The sequence below is a fragment of the Streptomyces sp. NPDC006197 genome (assembly GCF_040613865.1).
GTDB lineage: Bacteria > Actinomycetota > Actinomycetes > Streptomycetales > Streptomycetaceae > Streptomyces.
Genome location: NZ_JBEXSZ010000015.1, coordinates 31,930 through 50,100 on the forward strand (window position 1 = coordinate 31,930; position 18,171 = coordinate 50,100).

At 74.6% G+C, this 18,171-nt stretch carries 3 protein-coding genes; all 3 read left to right on the top strand.

Annotation, left to right across the window (positions count from 1 at the left end):
* Nucleotides 1-85 precede the first annotated feature (85 nt).
* Genes ABZ318_RS07210 through ABZ318_RS07220 form a run of 3 tightly spaced genes read left to right on the top strand, consistent with a single transcriptional unit; the run spans nt 86 to nt 18,115 of the window.
* Complete coding sequence (locus ABZ318_RS07210; protein WP_356901498.1) at nt 86-4,666, top strand: amino acid adenylation domain-containing protein; 4,581 nt, start codon at nt 86-88, stop codon at nt 4,664-4,666.
* Nucleotides 4,659-6,947, top strand: a complete 2,289-nt coding sequence (locus ABZ318_RS07215; protein ID WP_356901499.1) for an amino acid adenylation domain-containing protein — start codon at nt 4,659-4,661, stop codon at nt 6,945-6,947. Before ABZ318_RS07210 ends, ABZ318_RS07215 begins: the two co-directional genes overlap by 8 nt.
* Nucleotides 6,944-18,115 carry an amino acid adenylation domain-containing protein gene (locus ABZ318_RS07220; RefSeq protein ID WP_356901500.1) on the top strand — a complete coding sequence of 3,724 codons (11,172 nt, stop codon included), beginning with the start codon at nt 6,944-6,946 and terminating at the stop codon, nt 18,113-18,115. The genes ABZ318_RS07215 and ABZ318_RS07220 overlap by 4 nt, the downstream gene beginning before the upstream one ends.
* Nucleotides 18,116-18,171: the final 56 nt, after the last annotated feature.

Sequence of the window (18,171 nt, forward strand, 5' to 3'; positions counted from 1 at the left end):
GGGGGCCCTCGCAGGCTGACCGGCGCCGTCGGCTCGATCACTCCGCAGCCAGGCACCGTTACCGTCGAACTCGCGAGGAGTACCAGTGACCCGGCCCCCTCTTCTGCCCGACCTCTTCGCAGGCCGCGCCTCCCAGGAACCGGACGCGGTGGCGGTCCTGGAGGGCCACGAGGAGACGGGATACGCCCGACTCGCCCACCTCACCGAGCAGTTGACCCGCAGCCTGCACGCGCGTGGGATCGGCCGGGGCAGCCGCGTGGGACTGAGCATGCCCGCGGGAGCAGGCCTGGTGGCCTCGCTGCTCGCCGTCTGGTCGGCCGGGGCGGGGGTCGTCCTCCGCAGTGACGGCACCGACCCGCACGGCCCGGACCTGCTGCTGACCCCCGAGGACGTGGCAGCCCTGCGCTCCCCCGCCCCGGACGCGGGCACCGGGGACCGGGTCACCGCCCGGTCCGGCATCGCCGGCGACGACCCCGCGGTCGTCCTCCAGCACCGCGACGGCACCCCCGACACGGTGATCAGCCATGCCGAGGCAGCCGCCCACGTCCGCTGGCTCCTGGACGGCGGCCCGGGACTCTCCGGCACGGACCGACTGGCGCTGCCCCCCGCCCCGGTGCTCCCCGGGCCGCTCTGGGAATGCCTCGCCGCACTGGTGTCCGGCGCGACCCTGGTCGCCGTGGACCGCGCGGCCTGGTCCGACACCGCCGCACTGGCACGCGTCGTCGCCGAGCGGCGGATCACGGTGCTCGTGCTGTCCGGCACGACGGCACGACGGCTCGCGGAGGAGCCCGGACTGCAGGACTGCACCGCCGTACGGCTCGTCCTGGCCGAGGGCCCGGGCCTGGACGCGGCGACGGCCTACGAGCTGACCCTCGGAGGCGCGGCCGCGCTCTGGCACACGTTCGGATCCGCCGCCCTCGGGACGACGGCCACGGCTCACCGCTACGACCCCGAGCGCGACCTCGCCGACCTGCCGCTCGGCCGTCCGGTGCCCGGCCGGCTGGTGACGGTGGTGGACGAGTTCGGCGAGCCGGTCCCGCCCGGCGTGCCGGGCGACCTGCTCGTCGACGGCATCGCCACCGGCGTACCGGTCCGGCAGCGCAACGACGGCAGCCTGGACCACCTCGGCGGGACCGAGCCGGACGGGGACGGGGAGGATCCGGCCTCGTACGGCACGGCGAGCGGTCTGCTCCTGACCTCCGCGCGCCCCGCGCACATCGCCCCGGACACGCCCAGCGAGCGCCTGGTGGCCGCGGTCTGGGCCGAGATCCTGGAGACCGACGGCATCGGCGTCGACGACGACTTCTTCCAGCTCGGCGGCTACTCCCTGCAGATGCCGCTGCTCGCCGAGCGCCTCGGGGACGCCTCCGGCATCCGGCTGGCGCTGAGCGAGCTGTACACCGCGGTGACGGTACGGGACCAGGCGGCGCTCCTCGACGCCGGCGGCGACGGGACGCCACCGGTCACCCCGGTGCCCCACGGCGACCGGCTGCCCCTGTCCTTCGGGCAGCGCAGGCTGTGGTTCCTCGACCGGATGCACGCGCACAGCCCGGAGTGGGTGGTGCCGATGCTGCTGAAGGTGCCCGAGGAGGTGAGCGCCGTGACGGTGCGTCAGGCGCTCGACGCCCTCTCCGTACGCCATGAGTCGCTCCGCACCCGGTACGAGGCCGAGCGCGACGAGCCGGTCCAGGTGATCGAGGGGCCGCGGCCGGTCGAGCTGCGGATCGTGGACGCCCCTGCGGAGGACCCGGAGCCCGAGGTGCGGCGCGCGTTCGAGACCGGTTTCGATCTCGCCTCCGGAAAACTGTGGCGCGCCCTGCTCGTCAGGCGGCCGGGCGAGGCCCACACCCTGCTGGTGACGATCCACCACATCGCCTGCGACGGATGGTCCTCCACCATCCTGGAGCGGGAGTTCCGTGCGCTCTGCGCGGATCTGCACGCGGGCCGGACCCCCTCGCTCGCGCCGGCCGCCGTCCAGTACGCGGACTACGCCTCCTGGCAGCGCGCCTGGCGCGGAAAGGAGCGGCTCGGTCCCGACCTGGACTTCTGGCGCGCGGAGCTCGCGGACCTGACTCCGCTGGAGCTTCCGGCCGACCACGTCCGTCCGCCGGAGCGCGACCCGCGCGGCGGTCTCGTGCACTTCACCGTCCCCGCGCGGGTGGCCGAGCCGGTGGCCGCCCTCGGGCGGTCGCAGCAGGCCACGCCGTTCATGACGTGGCTGACGGCCTTCTCCACGCTGCTGGCCCGCTACAGCGGCCAGTGGGACGTGCCCGTCGGCGTGCCGGTGGCGGGACGCACGGCCTCGGGGGTGGAGGACGTGGTGGGCTTCTTCCTCAACACGCTGGTCCTGCGCTGCCGTCCGGCCGCCGGCCGTCCCTTCGCCGAGGCGCTGCGGGACGTACGGGCCACGGCTCTCGCCGCCTTCGCGCACCAGGAGGTGTCCTTCGAGCACCTCGTCGAGGAGCTGCGCCCGGAGCGCGACCTGTCGCGCACCCCGCTCTACCAGGTCGCGTTCAACTTCAACGACGACGAGGTCGGCGGTGGCATGCCGGCCCCCGGCGACGGCGACATGCTGCTGCGCGCCCGGCAGGTGGCCAAGACCGATCTGACGCTCTACCTGCGCCGAGAGCCCGGCGGCGAGCTGACCGGTGTCCTCGAATACGCCACCGCGCTGTTCGAGGCCGAGACCGTGGAGCGGCTGGCACGGCACTTCGTCACCCTGCTCGAGTCCGTGACGGCGCAGCCCGGGCGCCCCGTCTCCGCGCTCGACATCCTGCCCGCCGACGAGCGCGCCGAACTCCTCACGCGCTGGAACGACACGGCCGCGCCCCTCTCCGACGCCTCCGTGCTCGACCTCGTCGAGCGGCGCGCGGCGGCCCAGGGCGATGCCGTCGCCGTCGTCGCGGGCGAACAGCGCATGACCTTCCGGGAACTGGACGCACAGGCCACCCGCGTCGCCCACCGTCTCGTGGCCGCCGGCGCGGGGCCGGGCGGACTCGTCGGGGTGTGTCTGCGCCGCGGACCCGATCTGATCCCCGCCCTGCTCGGCGTGTGGAAGACCGGCGCGGCCTACCTCCCGCTGGACCCGGGCAACCCCGGCGACCGTCTGGTCCGGCTGCTGCGGGACAGCGGCGCCCGGATCCTCCTCACCGAATCCGCCCTGGACGTTCCGACCGCGGCGTTCGACGGGACGCGCGTCCTCCTCGACCGGGAGAGGTCGGACATCGCCGCCCTCCCGACCACGCCCCTGCCGCGCCCGGCCGACCCGCAGCAGCCCGCGTACGTCATCTACACCTCCGGCTCCACCGGCACCCCCAAGGGGGTCGTGGTCACCCAGCGCGGCCTCTCCAACCACCTGACCTGGGCCGCGCGGGAGCTGGTCGGCGGCGACGGCGGCGCCCCGCTGTTCTCCTCCATCGCCTTCGACCTGCCCGCGACCAATGTGTACGCGCCGCTGATCACCGGCCGGCCGGTGCACGTGCTGCCGCACGAAGCGGACGCCGCGGCGCTCGGGCCCGCCCTGGTGGCCGGAAGCCCGTACAGCTTCGTCAAGCTCACCCCCGGCCATCTGGAGCTGCTCGGCCATCAGCTCACCCGCGAGCAGGCCGCGGGGCTCGCCGAGATCGTCCTGGTGGCGGGCGAGGAACTGCCGGCGCGCACCGCCGACCACTGGCTCGGGCTCCTCGGCCCGGGCCGGCTGATCAACGAGTACGGTCCGACGGAGGCGTCCATCGGCAGCACGGTCCACCCGGTCGACGCCCCGCACTCCGCACCCGTACCGCTCGGCCTGCCCCTGCCCAACACGACCGCCCACGTCCTGGACGGCGCGGGCGAGCCCGTGCCCCTCGGTGTCATCGGGGAGCTCTTCGTCGGCGGCGCCGGTGTGGCCCGCGGCTACCTCGACCGGCCCCGGCTCACGGCCGAACGCTTCGTGCCCGACCCGTTCGGGCCGCCCGGCGCACGGCTGTACCGCACCGGCGACCTGGCCCTGCGGCGCCCGGACGGCAGCATCGTCTTCCGCGGCCGGACGGACCACCAGGTCAAGCTCCGCGGCTACCGCATCGAACCGGGCGAGGTCCAGGCCCGTCTCGCCGCCCTCCCCGGTGTCCGCGACGCCGTCGTCGTGGTCGCCGAGAGCTCCACGGGCGAGAAGTCGCTGAGCGGCTATCTGGTGCCCGAGGACGGGCCCGGGGGCGCCGTCGACCCGCGGCGTCTGCGGGAACTCCTGGCGGAGGAGCTGCCGGAGTACATGGTGCCCTCGACCCTGACCGTCATCGACGCCGTGCCCCTGACCGCCAACGGCAAGCTGGACCGGGCCGCGCTGCCGGCCGCCACCACGAGCACCGCCGTCGCCCGCACCGCCCCGGAGGGCCCCACCGAAGAGCTGATCGCCGCGCTGTGGGCCGAGCTCCTCGGTCTGGAGCGGATCGGCTCGGACGACAACTTCTTCGAGGTGGGCGGGCATTCGATCCTCGCCATCCGGATGGCGGCCAGGCTCCAGGACGCCTTCGACATCGACCTGTCCGTCCGGACGGTCTTCGAACAGCCCACGGTGGGACTGCTCGCCAAGGCCGTCGAGTCCGCCATCAGGGCCGAGATCGACCAGCTGTCCGACGCCGAACTGACCGGCACGACCACCGCGGCGGAAGGACCCGGAGATGAGTGACCACGCCACCGTGACCGACCACGCCACGACGGTCGACCCGCGCACCGCGCACCAGGAGTTCTGGCACCGGATCGCCGACACCCACACCCCGTTCGCCCTCCCCGACGTGTGGGGAGACCCACGCCGGCCCGGAGAGCGCTGCCGGGTCACCGTCCCGTTCGACGACCTGCGGGGCGCGCTGCGCGCCCTCTCCGAGAACGCGGGCGTCCGCCTCGCCGACACCCTGTTCGCCGCCCACCTGGCGGTGATGGCGGCGCTGACCTCCGAACCCGCCTTCCACACCGGCCTGTGGGACGACGGCCGCGACCCCGGCGGCCCCGGAGGCGTGCTGCCGGTCCCCCACACCCGGTCCGCCGGCGACTGGCTCGCCCTGGTCCGGGCGACCGCCCGGCGCGTGGGCGACGCCCATGCCCACGCGCCCCGGCCGCCGGGGGGCGTGCCCGAGGGCGGCGTCCTGTTCGCCCCCGCGGCGACGGGCCCCGTCACCGGCGACCACCACCTCGTCGTCCGGGCCCACGACCGCCACCTCGCCCTGGACTGCCGGACCGACGCCGTCGCACCGGTCTGGGCGGATCTGCTCGCCACGCTGTACCGGTCCGTGCTCCGCGCGATGGCCGAGAACCCGGGCGGCGACGCCACCGCGAGCCCGCTGCCCGGGCATGTCCGGCAGGCCGTCCTCGACACCGGACGCGTCCCCGGCACCGACCGGCCCGCCGCGACGGTGGCCGACCTCTTCGCACGACAGGCCGCCGTCACACCGGACGCCGTCGCCGTACTCGTCGGGGACAGGCGGACCACCTACCGGGAGCTCGACGTCCGATCCGCCCGCATCGCCCACCGGCTCCGGACCCTGGGAGCCGGCCCCGGCGCGGTCGTGGGGGTGCTCCTGCACCGCGGCGAGGACCTCCTCCCCGCGCTGCTCGGCGTGCTGCGGTCGGGAGCGGCCTACGTTCCGCTCGACCCGGCCGTCCCCGGCCGCCGCCTCGCGCACATCCTCGGCGAGACCCGTGCGCCCCTGGTGCTCACCCACGCGGCCCTCGCCGCCCGGATACCCGCGAGCCACCCCGGCGCCACCGTGGTCCTCGACGACGAGGACGAGCGGGCCGCCCTCGCCGCGCTGCCGGGGACGGCACCCCGGCAGGCCCTCGAAGGCCGGTCGCCGGCCTATGTCATCTACACCTCCGGGTCCACCGGCACCCCCAAGGGCGTCGTCATCGAGCACGACGCCCTGACCAACCTGCTGTGGTCCTTCCACCAGAGCCTCCCCGAAGGATCGGGCGCCGGTACGTGGCTGGCCTCGACCTCGGTCTCCTTCGACATCTCGGCCCTCGAGCTGTACCTGCCGCTGATCCGGGGCGGCCGGGTGGTCCTCGCGGACGACGACGAGGCGAAGGACCCCACGGCCCTCCTGGCGCTCGTCGACGCCCACGGCGTCACCCATGTGCAGTCCACCCCGTCCGGCTGGCGGCTGCTCCTCGCCGCCGGCCTCGACCGCCCGCACCTCACCGGCCTGGCCGGCGGAGAGGAGCTCCCCGCCCCCGTCGCCGCGCGACTGCGCGGTCGGCTGGCCTCCCTCGTCAACGTGTACGGACCCACCGAGACCACCATCTGGTCCGCCGCGTGGCCCGTACCGCACGACGTCGACCGGGTCGCCCTCGGACAGCCCCTCGCCAACACCCGGCTGCACGTCCTGGACCGCTCGGCGTGGCCCGTGCCGCCCGGAGTGCCGGGAGAGCTGCACATCGGCGGCGACGGACTGGCGCGCGGCTACTTCGGCCGGCCCGCCCTGACGGCCGAGCGCTTCGTCCCGGACCCGTACGGGCCCCCCGGCTCGCGCCTCTACCGCACCGGGGACCTGGCACGCCGGCTGGCGGACGGCACCCTGGAGTTCCTCGGCCGGATCGACACCCAGGTGAAGGTCAGCGGCTACCGCATCGAACTCGGCGAGATCCAGGCGGCGCTCACCACCCACCCGCTGGTACGCGACGCCGTCGTGGTGGTGCGCGAGCCGACCCCCGGCAACAAGCGGATCGTCGCCTACGTCGTCCCGGCGGGCCGGATCGAGGAATCCCGGCTCCGCCGTCATCTGGCCTCGCTGCTCCCGGCGTACATGATCCCCGCGAGCTTCGTCGCCCTGGAGCGCATCCCGCTGAGCATCAGCGGCAAGGTCGACCGCGCCGCCCTGCCGGCGCCCGGCCCCGAGAGCGGTCCCCAGCAGCACCGGCCGGCATCGCCGGCGACATCCGACAACACCAACCCGGTGAGGGAGTACCAGGCATGAGCGTCGACGACACGCCGAACGCACAGCAGGACACGGCGGCGTTGCGCGAAGAGCTGCTGCGCCGCCGCCTTGCGGGCGCACGCGGCCGCCGCAGGACCGCCATCGAACGGGTGGACCGCGGCGGTCCGCTGCCGCTCTCCTTCGGGCAGCAGCAGATGTGGTTCCTCAACCGCCTCGATCCCGACAGCCACGAGTATCTGGTGCCGCTCGTCCTGCGGCTGCGCGGCACGCTCGACACGGACGCGCTGCGCGGCGCGTGGCAGCGGGTGCTCGAACGGCACGAGATCCTCCGGACGCGGTACGCGCCCACCGAGGGCGACCCGGTGCAGCTGGTGGACCCGGCCGGGGACACCGAGCTGCCCGTCGTGGACGTCACCGGCTCGTTCGGGGAAACCGGAGCGGACACCGGAGCCGCAGCGGATGCCGACGCCGCCGGGCGCGAGGCGCACCTCCGGCGTCTCGTGGAGGAGGAGATCGACCGGCCGATCGACGTGGAGCGGCAGTGGCCGGTTCGCGCGAAGCTGTTCCGGCTCGGCGAGCGGGACCACGTCCTCGCGGTGACCTTCCATCACATCGCCTGCGACGCCTGGTCCGTACGGATCTTCGCCGGCGAGCTCAGCGCCCTCTACACCGCCGCGGTGACGGGCACGCCCGCCGCCCTTCCGGAGCTCCCCCTGCAGTACGCCGACTTCGCGTCCTGGCAGCGCCGCCATCTGACCGGCGACACCCTGGAGCGTCAACTGGCGTACTGGCGGCGCCGACTGGACGGCGTCCAGCCCCTGGACACCCCGATCGACCACCCCCGCCCCGCCGTGCGCGACTGGGCCGGGGACTCGGTGCCCTTCCACATCCCCGCCGCGACGGCCGACCGTGCCCGGGCACTGGCCCGCCGGTACGACACGACGCTGTTCAACGTGCTCCTCGCGGCCTACCAGGCCCTGCTGGCCCGCCACACCGCCGTCCCCGGCAGCCTGCCCGGCGCGGGTGCCGACGTCCCCGTCGGCATCACGGTCTCGGGGCGCGGCCGTCCCGAGCTCCAGCAGCTCTTCGGCTACGGCATCAACACCCTGGTGGCACGGGCCCGTTGGGAGGGCGACCCGTCCTTCGGGGAGGTACTCGCCCAGGTACGGGACACGGTCCTTGACGCCTTCGACCACCAGTCGGTGCCCTTCGCCCGGCTGGTCGACGAGCTCCAGCCGGACCGCGATCTGGCCCGCACCCCGCTCTTCCAGGTGGACTTCATCCTCCATGAGGACCGCGGCAGCGCCTTCGCCATGCCCGGTCTCACCGTCGAGTCCGTCATGGCCGACCGGGTCGCCAAGTTCGACCTCACCCTGAACGTCGACCACGCGGAGACCGGCGGTCTCGACGCACGGCTCGGCTATCCGACCGCGCTCTTCGAGCGGGCCACCGTCGCGCGGACCGCCGAGCGCTTCGTACGCCTCCTCGACGCGGCGACCTCGCGGCCCGACGCCCCGCTCTCCGACGCGGACCTCCTCACCGACGAGGACCGCGCGCTGCTCGCACGGCCGTACACCACCGCGGAGCTGCCGGGCGGCCTGCGCGACCGGCTCGTCGAGGAGGGGCTGATCGGCCCGGCGGCCACCACCGCCGGCACCGGTCTGCCGGTCCGCGTCGTGGACGCCCACGGCCGGCTGCTCCCGGTCGGTGTGGCGGGTGAGCTGTGTGTCGGCGCGGTGCCGGGCGCGCACGCCCCGGCCGCCTCCGAGGACTCCCTGCCCGACCCCTCGGGACCCTCCGGGGCCCTGCTCCACCGCACCGGACGGCTCGCACGCCGGCTGGCCGACGGCACCCTCGACGTCCTCGGTCTGATCGAGGACCAGGTCTCCGTGCGGGGCCGCCGAGTGGACCTCGGGCGGATCCGCGCGGCGCTCACCTCCTTCGCCGGCGTGCGCGAGGCGCTCGTCGTGGTCCGCTCCGGCGGGGCGGAGGCCTCGGGCCTGGCCGCGTACGCCGTCGCGACGGGTCCGGACGCCCTGGACGCGGCAGGGCTGCGCGCGCACCTCGCGGAGCGGCTGCCGGAGCCTCTCGTCCCGGGCTCCGTCACGGTCCTGGACGCGCTGCCGCTGACCGCCGGGGGGACCCCCGACCTCGACGCGCTGCCCGATCCGGGGGCGGCCGCGGACGGGGCCGCCGCGCGCACCGCGCCTCGTACGCCCGCCGAGGAGCGGCTCGCCACCCTCTGGCGCGAGGTGCTCGGCGTGGACGAGGTGGGGGTCGACGACAACTTCTTCGCCCTCGGCGGCGACTCCCTGCGCGCGGTCCGCCTGGCCGGCGCCATGCGCGCGGCCGGATTCGACATCTCCATCCGGGGGGTGTTCCAGCACGGCACGATCGCCCGCATGGCCGCCGCCGTCGAGTGGCAGGATCCCGCGGCCGCGCAGTCCGGACTCGTGCGATCGGTGGCACCGTTCGCACTCCTTGATCCGCAGGACCGGGAGCGGCTGCCGGAGGACGTCGTCGACGCCTATCCGCTCTCGCAGGTCCAGACCGGCATGCTCGTGGAGACGCTCACCCGGCCGGGCCAGGGCGCGTACGTCAACATCAGCAGTTTCCGGGTGCCGGACGGCGAGGCCTTCGACCCGGCCGCCCTGCGCGCGGCGCTGGACATCGTGGCGGCGCGGCACGACGTGCTGCGGACGTCGGTGGCGCTCGACGGCTACTCCCGGCCCCTCCAGCTGGTGCGCGACCGGGTGGAGATCCCCCTGGACGTGCACGACCTGCGCGGCTTCGACGAGGAGCGGCGGCGCGCCGAAGCGGCGGCGTTCACGGCCGGGCGACGGGCGGACTTCGATCTGCGCGCCGCGTCGCTGGTGCGGGTCGACGTCCATCTGGAGTCGGACGAGGCCTGGCGGCTGACGTTCACCCAGAGCCACGCCGTCAGCGACGGATGGAGCCAGCACACCCTGCTCATGGAGCTGCTCGGCGTCTACCGCGCGGTGCGCGACCGGCAGCCGCTGCCCGCCCACGAGACGCCTTCGGTGCGGTACGCGGACTTCGTCGCCGCCGAGCTCGCCTCCCTGGAGGGCGACGCCGACCGGGCGTTCTGGCAGCACGTCACCGACGAGCACGCGCCGTTCGCCCTGCCCGGCGCCTGGGGCGAGGACGGCCCCGCCGAGGGGTACCGCGTGGCCGTGCCGTTCCACGACCTCCAGGACGGGCTGCGGCGGCTGGCCGCCGCGGCCGACGGCTCGCTCAAGAGCGTGCTGCTCGCCGCGCATCTGACGGTGCTCTCCCGGCTGACGCCCGAACGCTCCTTCCACAGCGGTCTGGTGGCCCACGGCCGTCTGGAGGCACCCGGCGGGGACCGGGTGCTCGGCATGCACCTCAACACCGTGCCCTTCCCCGTGGTCCGTGCCGCCACCTGGCGTGAGCTGGTGCGCCGTACGTTCGCGCAGGAGACCCGCGTGTGGGGGCACCGGCGCCATCCGCTGCCGGCCATCCAGCGCGCCGCCGACAGCACCGACCGGCTGATCACCGTCCTGTTCGAGTACCAGGACTTCCACCAGGTCGACGACGCGCTCTTCGCCGACCGGGACGTCGCGAACGGCATCGGCGGCGTCGGCGGGGCGGTCAACGAATTCGCCCTCAACGTCCTCGCCAACAACGGGCACATCCATCTGATCAGCGCCACCGACGTCCTCGGCCGCGCCGACTCCGAGCGGCTGGCGGAGATGTACCGGCAGGTGCTGACCGCGATGGCGGCCGACCCCGACGGCGACGCCACCACCAGCCACCTGCCGGCCCGCGACCGCCACCAGGTCCTCGCCCGATGGCACACCACCGAGGGGCAGTTGCCGGTCCTGCCGGTCCACCGCCTCTTCGAGGACCAGGCTGTGGAGACCCCCCACTCCCCCGCCGTGCGTCACCTGGACACCGTGCTGAGCTACGCCGAGCTCGACGAGCGGGCCAACCGCATCGCCCACCACCTGCGGACCCTCGGCGCCGGTCCCGACACCCTCGTCGGCCTGCACCTCGCACGAGGCCCCGAGTTGCTCCCGGCCATGCTCGGCATCTGGAAGAGCGGGGCGGGCTGCCTGCCGCTGGACCCCTCGCTGCAGCGGACCCGGATGGCCACGATGCTGGCGGACGCCGGTCCGCACCTGGTCGTCACGACCTGCGATCTGCTGCCCGCCCTCGACGGTCTCCACGACGGCGAGACGGTCGTCCTCGACCGCGCGGCGGACTCCCGGGCGATCGCGGGCCGCCCCGCGACCCGCCCCGAGCCCGTCGGCTCGCTCGCCGACCTGGCGTACGTGATGTACACCTCCGGTTCGACCGGCACGCCGAAGGGCGTGCTCGTCCCGCACCTGGGCCTGGCCAACTACCTGTGCTGGAGCGCGGGGGCGTACGCCTCCCGGGGCACCGGCGGCGCGCCCGTGTTCTCGTCGATCTCCTTCGACCTGGGGCTGCCCGACCTGCTCACGCCGCTGATCACCGGTCAGACCACGCATCTGCTGCCGCAGGACCTGAACACCGCCGACCTCGGCGCGGAGCTGGCGGCGGGGGCCCCGTACAGCTTCATCAAGCTCACCCCCGGCCACCTCGACCTGCTCACGCATCAGCTCACGGCGGAGCAGGCCCGGGGCCTCGCGGGGCTCGTCATCGCGGCCGGCGACAGCTTCTCGGCGGCTCTCGTCGCCCGCTGGCGCGAACTCGCGGGCCCGGAGGGCACCGCGCTGGCGGCGGAGTACGGACCCACCGAGACCTCCATCGGCAACTCGGGCTCCCCCGTGGCCGACACCGTCACCACCGAGCTGGTGCCGCTCGGCGCGCCCGTCCCGAACACCACGATGTACGTCCTGGACGAGCGCATGCAGCCGGTTCCGGTCGGCGTGCCGGGCGAGGTGTACATCGGCGGGGTCGGACTGGCGCGCGGCTACCAGCGGCGCCCCGGCCTCACCGCCGAGCGCTTCCTGCCCGACCCGTACGGTCCGCCCGGCGCGCGTCTGTACCGCACCGGCGACCTCGCCCGCTATCTCGCGGACGGCACCCTGGACTTCCTGGGCCGGATCGACAACCAGGTCAAGATCCGCGGCTACCGCGTCGAACTGGGCGAGGTGCAGCACCATCTCACCGCGCACCCGGACGTCGAGGACGCCGTCCTGCTGCTGCGGGAGAACGGCATCGGGGAGAAGAGCCTGGTCGCCTATGTCGTCGGCACCGGCGCCGCGCGGCAGGGCACCCCGGACCTGGCCGGTCTGCGCGCCCATCTGTCGGCACGGCTGCCCGAGTACATGGTCCCGGCCGCGTTCATGGCCGTCGACCGCATCCCGCTGACCGCGAACGGCAAGGTGGACCGCCGGGCGCTGCCGGCGCCGGACCGCGAGGCGTTCGCCGGCACCGCCCACATCGCTCCGCGCACCCCCGTGGAGGAGCGCATCGCCGCCGTCTGGCGCGAGGTGCTCGGTGTGGACCGGGTCGGTGCGGAGGACGGCTTCTTCGCGCTCGGCGGCGACTCGATGCGCGCCGTGCGCCTGGCGGGCGCGCTGCGGGAGGCCGGTTTCGACCTCACCATCGGCGACGTCTTCGAGCACAGGACCGTGGCCGCGCTCGCCGTCGCCGCGGCGGGCAAGGACGGCACCCGTTCGCTGGTACGGGCGGTGAAACCGTTCGCACAGCTGGCGCCGGAGGACCGGGAACGGCTGCCGGAGGACGTCGTGGACGCCTATCCGCTCTCGCAGATCCAGACCGGCATGCTCGTCGAGATGCTCACGCACCGCGACCGCAACACCTACCACCACGTCAACAACTTCCGTATCAGGGACCGCGAGCCGTTCTCCCTGCCGGCGCTGCGCGAGGCGCTGGCCGTGGTCACGGCGCGGCACGACATCCTGCGGACGTCGATGGCGCTCGAGGGCTACTCCCAGCCGCTTCAGCTGGTGCACGCCCACGCCGACATCGCCCTCGCCGTGCACGACCTGCGCGGCCTCGGCGAGGAGCGGCAGCGCACGGCGGCGCTCGCCTTCATCGCCGAGGAGAAGGCGAACCTCTTCGATCTGCACGTGGCGCCGCTGTTCCGGATGACCGTGCACCTGGAGTCGGACGAGGCCTGGCGGCTGACGTTCACCCAGAGCCACGCCATCACCGAGGGCTGGAGCTACCACACGCTGCTGATGGAGCTGCTGGCCGCGTACCGCGCGGTGCGCGACGGACAGCCCCTGCCCGCGTACGAGACCCCGTCGGTGCGCTACGCCGACTTCATCGCGGCCGAGACGGAGGCGCTGGCCAGCGAGGAGCAGCGGGCGTTCTGGCAGGCGGTCGTGGACACGAGCGCGCCGTTCACGCTGCCCGAGGGCTGGGGCCAGGAGGGTCCCAGCGAGCCCTACCACCGGCTCGTCCCCTTCCACGATCTGGAGGAGGGCCTGCGCCGGCTGGCCACCGCGGCGGGCGGTTCGCTGAAGAGCGTGCTGCTCGCGGCGCACCTGACGGTGCTCTCCCGGTTGACTCCGGAGCGCTCCTTCCACAGCGGCCTGGTGGCCCACGGCCGTCTGGAGGCCCCGGGCGGCGACCGGGTCCTGGGCATGCACCTGAACACCGTGCCCTTCCCGGCGGTGGGCGGCACCACCTGGCGTGAGCTGGTGCGCCGCACCTTCGCGCAGGAGACCCGGATCTGGGGGCACCGGCGCTATCCGCTGCCCGCGATCCAGCGTGCCGCCGACAGCACCGACCGGCTGATCACCGTGCTGTTCAGCTACCTCGACTTCCATCAGGTCGACACGGACGCGGTGGACGTCGAGGCGGGATTCGGCGTGGGCGGCAACGAGTTCGCCCTGGACGTGATCGCCGCCCGAGGCCACCTGAGCCTCGGCTCCTTCACCGACGTCATGAGCCGGGAGAACGCCGAGCGGCTGGCGGACATGTACCGGCAGGTGCTCACCGCGATGGCCGAGGAACCGGACGGCGACGCCACCATCGCCCTGCTGCCGGCCCAGGAGCGGCACCTGCTGTTCGGCGAGTGGAACGCCACCGACGTGGAGTGGCCCGCCGGCTCCGTCCTGGACCTGTTCGAGGAGACCGCGGCCCGCGTCCCCGACGCGGTGGCGGTCGTCGCGGGCGAGCTCAGGCTCTCGTACCGGGAGCTCGACGAGCGGGCGAACCGCGTCGCCCACCGCCTGCGCGCGCTCGGTGCCGGTCCCGACACGCTCGTCGGCGTCTGCCTGAACCGCGGCCCCGAGCTGGTCGCCGCCCTCCTCGGGGTGTGGAAGGCCGGCGCCGCGTATGTGCCGCTCGACCCCTCCAACCCCGCCGAGCGCCTGGCCCACGTCCTCGCCGACAGCGAGGCCGCCGTCCTCGTGACCGACGGCGCGTCGGCCCGCGCCACCGAGGGTCACCGGGGGGCGCGCCTGGACCTCGACGTCGACCGCGAGGTCCTGGCGGCGCTGCCCGCGACGCGCCCGGAACGCCCGGGCGATCCCGGACTGCTCGCGTACGTCATCTACACCTCGGGTTCCACCGGCACCCCCAAGGGGGTCATGGTCACGCAGCACGGTCTGGCCAATCACCTGCGCTGGGCGGCCCGGGACCTCACGGGCGACGAGGGCGGCGCACCGCTGTTCTCCTCCGTCGCCTTCGACCTGCCGGCCACCAATCTGTACGTCCCGCTGATCACCGGCCGTTCCGTGCACATCCTTCCGGCCGACCTGGACACCGCCTGGCTCGGCGAGGCGCTGGCGGGCGGGGCGCCGTACGGCTTCATCAAGCTGACGCCCGGGCATCTCGAAGTCCTCACCCACCAGTTGCCGCCCGGCGAGCTGGCGAGCCTGGCGGGGACCGTGCTCGTCGCCGGAGAGGCCCTGCCGCCCCGGCTGGCCAACCACTGGCTCGGCCTGGTCGGACCCGGACGGCTGGTCAACGAGTACGGCCCCACGGAGACCTCGATCGGCGCCACCGCCCACCCCGTCACCGGCATGCAGAACGGCGCCGTACCGCTCGGCGGCCCGCTGCCGAACACCACCGCGTACGTGCTCGACGCGCGCCTGCGCCCGGTCCCGGTCGGGGTGCCCGGCGAGCTCCACATCGGCGGCGAGGGCCTGGCCCGCGGCTATCGCAACCGCCCCGGGCTCACCGCCGAGCGCTTCCTGCCCAACCCGTACGGTCCGCCCGGCTCGCGGCTCTACCGCACCGGCGACCTCGCCCGCCATCTGCCGGACGGCACCCTGGACTTCCTGGGCCGGATCGACAACCAGGTCAAGATCCGCGGCTACCGCGTCGAGCTGGGCGAGGTGCAGCACCGGCTCACCCAGTACCCGGGGGTGAAGGACGCCGCGGTCGTGGTCCATCAGACCGCGGACCGGGGTCCGGAGCTCGCCGCGTACGTGGTGGCCTCCGACGGACTGGCGCCCGACCGGGCCGCGTTGCGCGCGCACCTCGCGGCGACGCTGCCCGACTACATGGTCCCGGCCGTCTTCATGCCGGTGGAGAGCATTCCGCTCACGCCCAACGGCAAGCTGGACCGCAGGGCGCTGCCCGCGCCCGATCAGGAGGGCCGGCCGTACGTGGCCCCCGCCACCCCCACCGAGCAGGCGATCGCCGCCGTCTGGCGCGAGGTCCTGGGCCTGGAGAGGGTCGGCGCGGACGACAGCTTCTTCGATCTCGGCGGACACTCCATCCTCGCCGTACGGATGCTCGCCACGGCACGCGAGGCCGGGCTGCCGCTCGCCGTGTGGATGATCTACCAGGCCGGGACGCTCGCGGAGCTCGCCGAACTCGTGGACGCGGAGCACGGGCCCGAGGACGCGACCGGTGACGCCGGGACCGCAGCGGGGAGCGAGGGCACCCGGATGCCCCACCTGCCGGCCCACGCGCGGGCCGGCGCCGGTGCCTCCCGCTCGATCCGCCTCGGCCTGCGCCGTCCCGACCCCGCGCTCCTGGAGCGGGCGCTCGCCGCCGTGGTCGCCCATCACGAGGCGCTGCGTCTGCGGCTCGCGCCCGGCGGTGCCGAAGGCCGTATCGCCCCGGCCGAATCCGCTCGGCTGCTCGAGGTCGTCGACCTGCGCGGCACGGCCGTGGCCGACCGGGCCGACGCCGTCGCGCGGGCGCTCGACACGGCCCGCGACCGGCTCGACCCCGTGTCGGGCCCGGTCCTCCAGGCCACGCTGTGCGATGTCGGCGAGGAACGGCTGCTGGCCTCCGACGTCGCCTCCGAGCTGTGGATCACCGTGCACGAGCTGGCCGCCGACGAGGCCTCCCTCGCCCTCGTGGCGGAGGACGTCGAGACCGCCTACCGCATGTGCGCGCAGGGCTCGCCGGTGCGGCTGCCGTCCGTGCCCACGCCCCTGCGGCAGTGGGCGAGCAGGACCGCCGAACTGGCGGCGCGGCCCGAGACCGCGGACCAGGCCCACCAGTGGATCGGCCAGGAACGCGCGGGCGGGCTGCCGGTGGACCACCCGGGCGGTGACGACTCCCACGGCTCGGCCCGGACGGTCACCGCGGTTCTCCCACCGGAGCGGACCCGCGCCCTGCTCGCGGGGTACGAGCCGGAGCAGGCACTGCTCGCGACCCTGGGCAGGGTCGTGACCCGCTGGACCGGCCGCGACCGGCTCACCCTCGACCTGCGGACCGACCCCCGCGACGGCTCCGCGGACGGGGCCGATCTCTCGCGGACCGTGGGGCCGCTGGCCGACCACGTCCCGCTCACCCTGTGGCTGCCCCGGACGCGCGCACTGCCCGCCCTGCTGCGCTCCGTCGGCCGGCAGCTCGCCGAGCTGCCCGCGCCGCGCCATGTGTACGGAGTGCTGCGCGACCTCGCGCCCGACCCGGAGCTGGCGGCCGAGCTCCGCTCCGCCGAACGTCCCCGCCTTGCCTTCGCCCTGCTCGCCGCGCCCTCCGCGCAGACGGACCCCGCCGCCGAGCGGGACCATCTCCTGGACGTCGCCGCCGTGTTCGACGAGGGGCGGCTGTACCTGCGCTGGACGTACGGCTCCCGGCTCTACGACGCGGCGACGGTGCAGCGGCTGGCCGACGAGCACCTCGCCGAGCTGACCAGCCTCACCACGGCGCCCGCAGGGACCGACGAGGGCGGCCCGTCCGCCGCCCGGGCCACCCGGACGAGCGGCGCCACCCCCCGGGTCGCGACCCGTTCGGTGCCCGAGGTGATGACCCGCCACCGCATCCCGGGAGCGGCGATCGCGCTGATCGAGGGCGGCGAGCTGGCCGCGGTGGAGACCCATGGCCACCTCGGTGCGGACGGCGCCGAGCCGGTCGGCGAGAACACGCTCTTCGCCGCCGCCTCCATCAGCAAGCACGTGACGACCTTCGGCCTGCTGCGACTGGCCCAGGAGCAGGGCCTCGACCTCGACGAGGACGTGAACCGCTGCCTCAGCTCCTGGCAGCTGCCCGCCCCCGACGGCGGGGACGCCCCGCCCGTCACGCTGCGGCACCTGGTGGCGAACCTGGCGGGGCTCGCCGAGCCGCCGCGCCGCGCGGGCTACCGGATCGGCGAACCGGTTCCCTCCGTCCTCGACATCCTGCACGGACGGGCGCCGGCCGAACCGGGTCCGGTCCGCAGGGAGTTCGCGCCCGGTGAGGTCTTCCGGCTCAACAACGCCCACTACTGCGTGCTCCAGCAGGCGATGACCGATCTCTCCGGCGAACCGTTCCCGGCGCTGATGCGGCGGCTCGTGCTCGAACCGCTGGGCATGGAGCACAGCGGCTTCGACCCGCACTTCCCGGAGACCTCGGGTCTCCCGGTGGCGCTCGGTCACGACCTGGAGGGCGTGCCCCTGCCGGGCGGCCACGAGGTCTACCCGGAGTCGGCGGCGCGCGGTCTGTGGACGACCGCCGGGGATCTGGCCCGGCTCGTCCTGGGCGTCAGGGACAGCCGGCTGGGCCGGCCGGGGGCACTGGTCCCCCAGGAGGCGGTACGGGAGATGCTCACGCCGCAGTCCGACCGCCCGTACGGCTGGGGCACGATCGTCGACCACAGCGGCGTCGATCTCGAATTCGGTCACGGAGGCCAGGCGGCCGGATACCAGGCCATGTTCGGGATGCGCGCCCATGCCGGGTCGGGTGCCGTGGTCCTCACCAACGCGGCCTCCGGCAGGGAGCTGGTCACTCATCTGATGTCGACGGGCTGGTCCGACAAGGGCCGTCTGACCGGCTTCTGGCAGAGCGCGGCGGCGGAGACGGCCGTGCGGTCGCGATGAGGAAGCACACCGAGAGCCCCTCGGACTCCGCCGGCTCCCCAGAGTCCGAGGGGGCC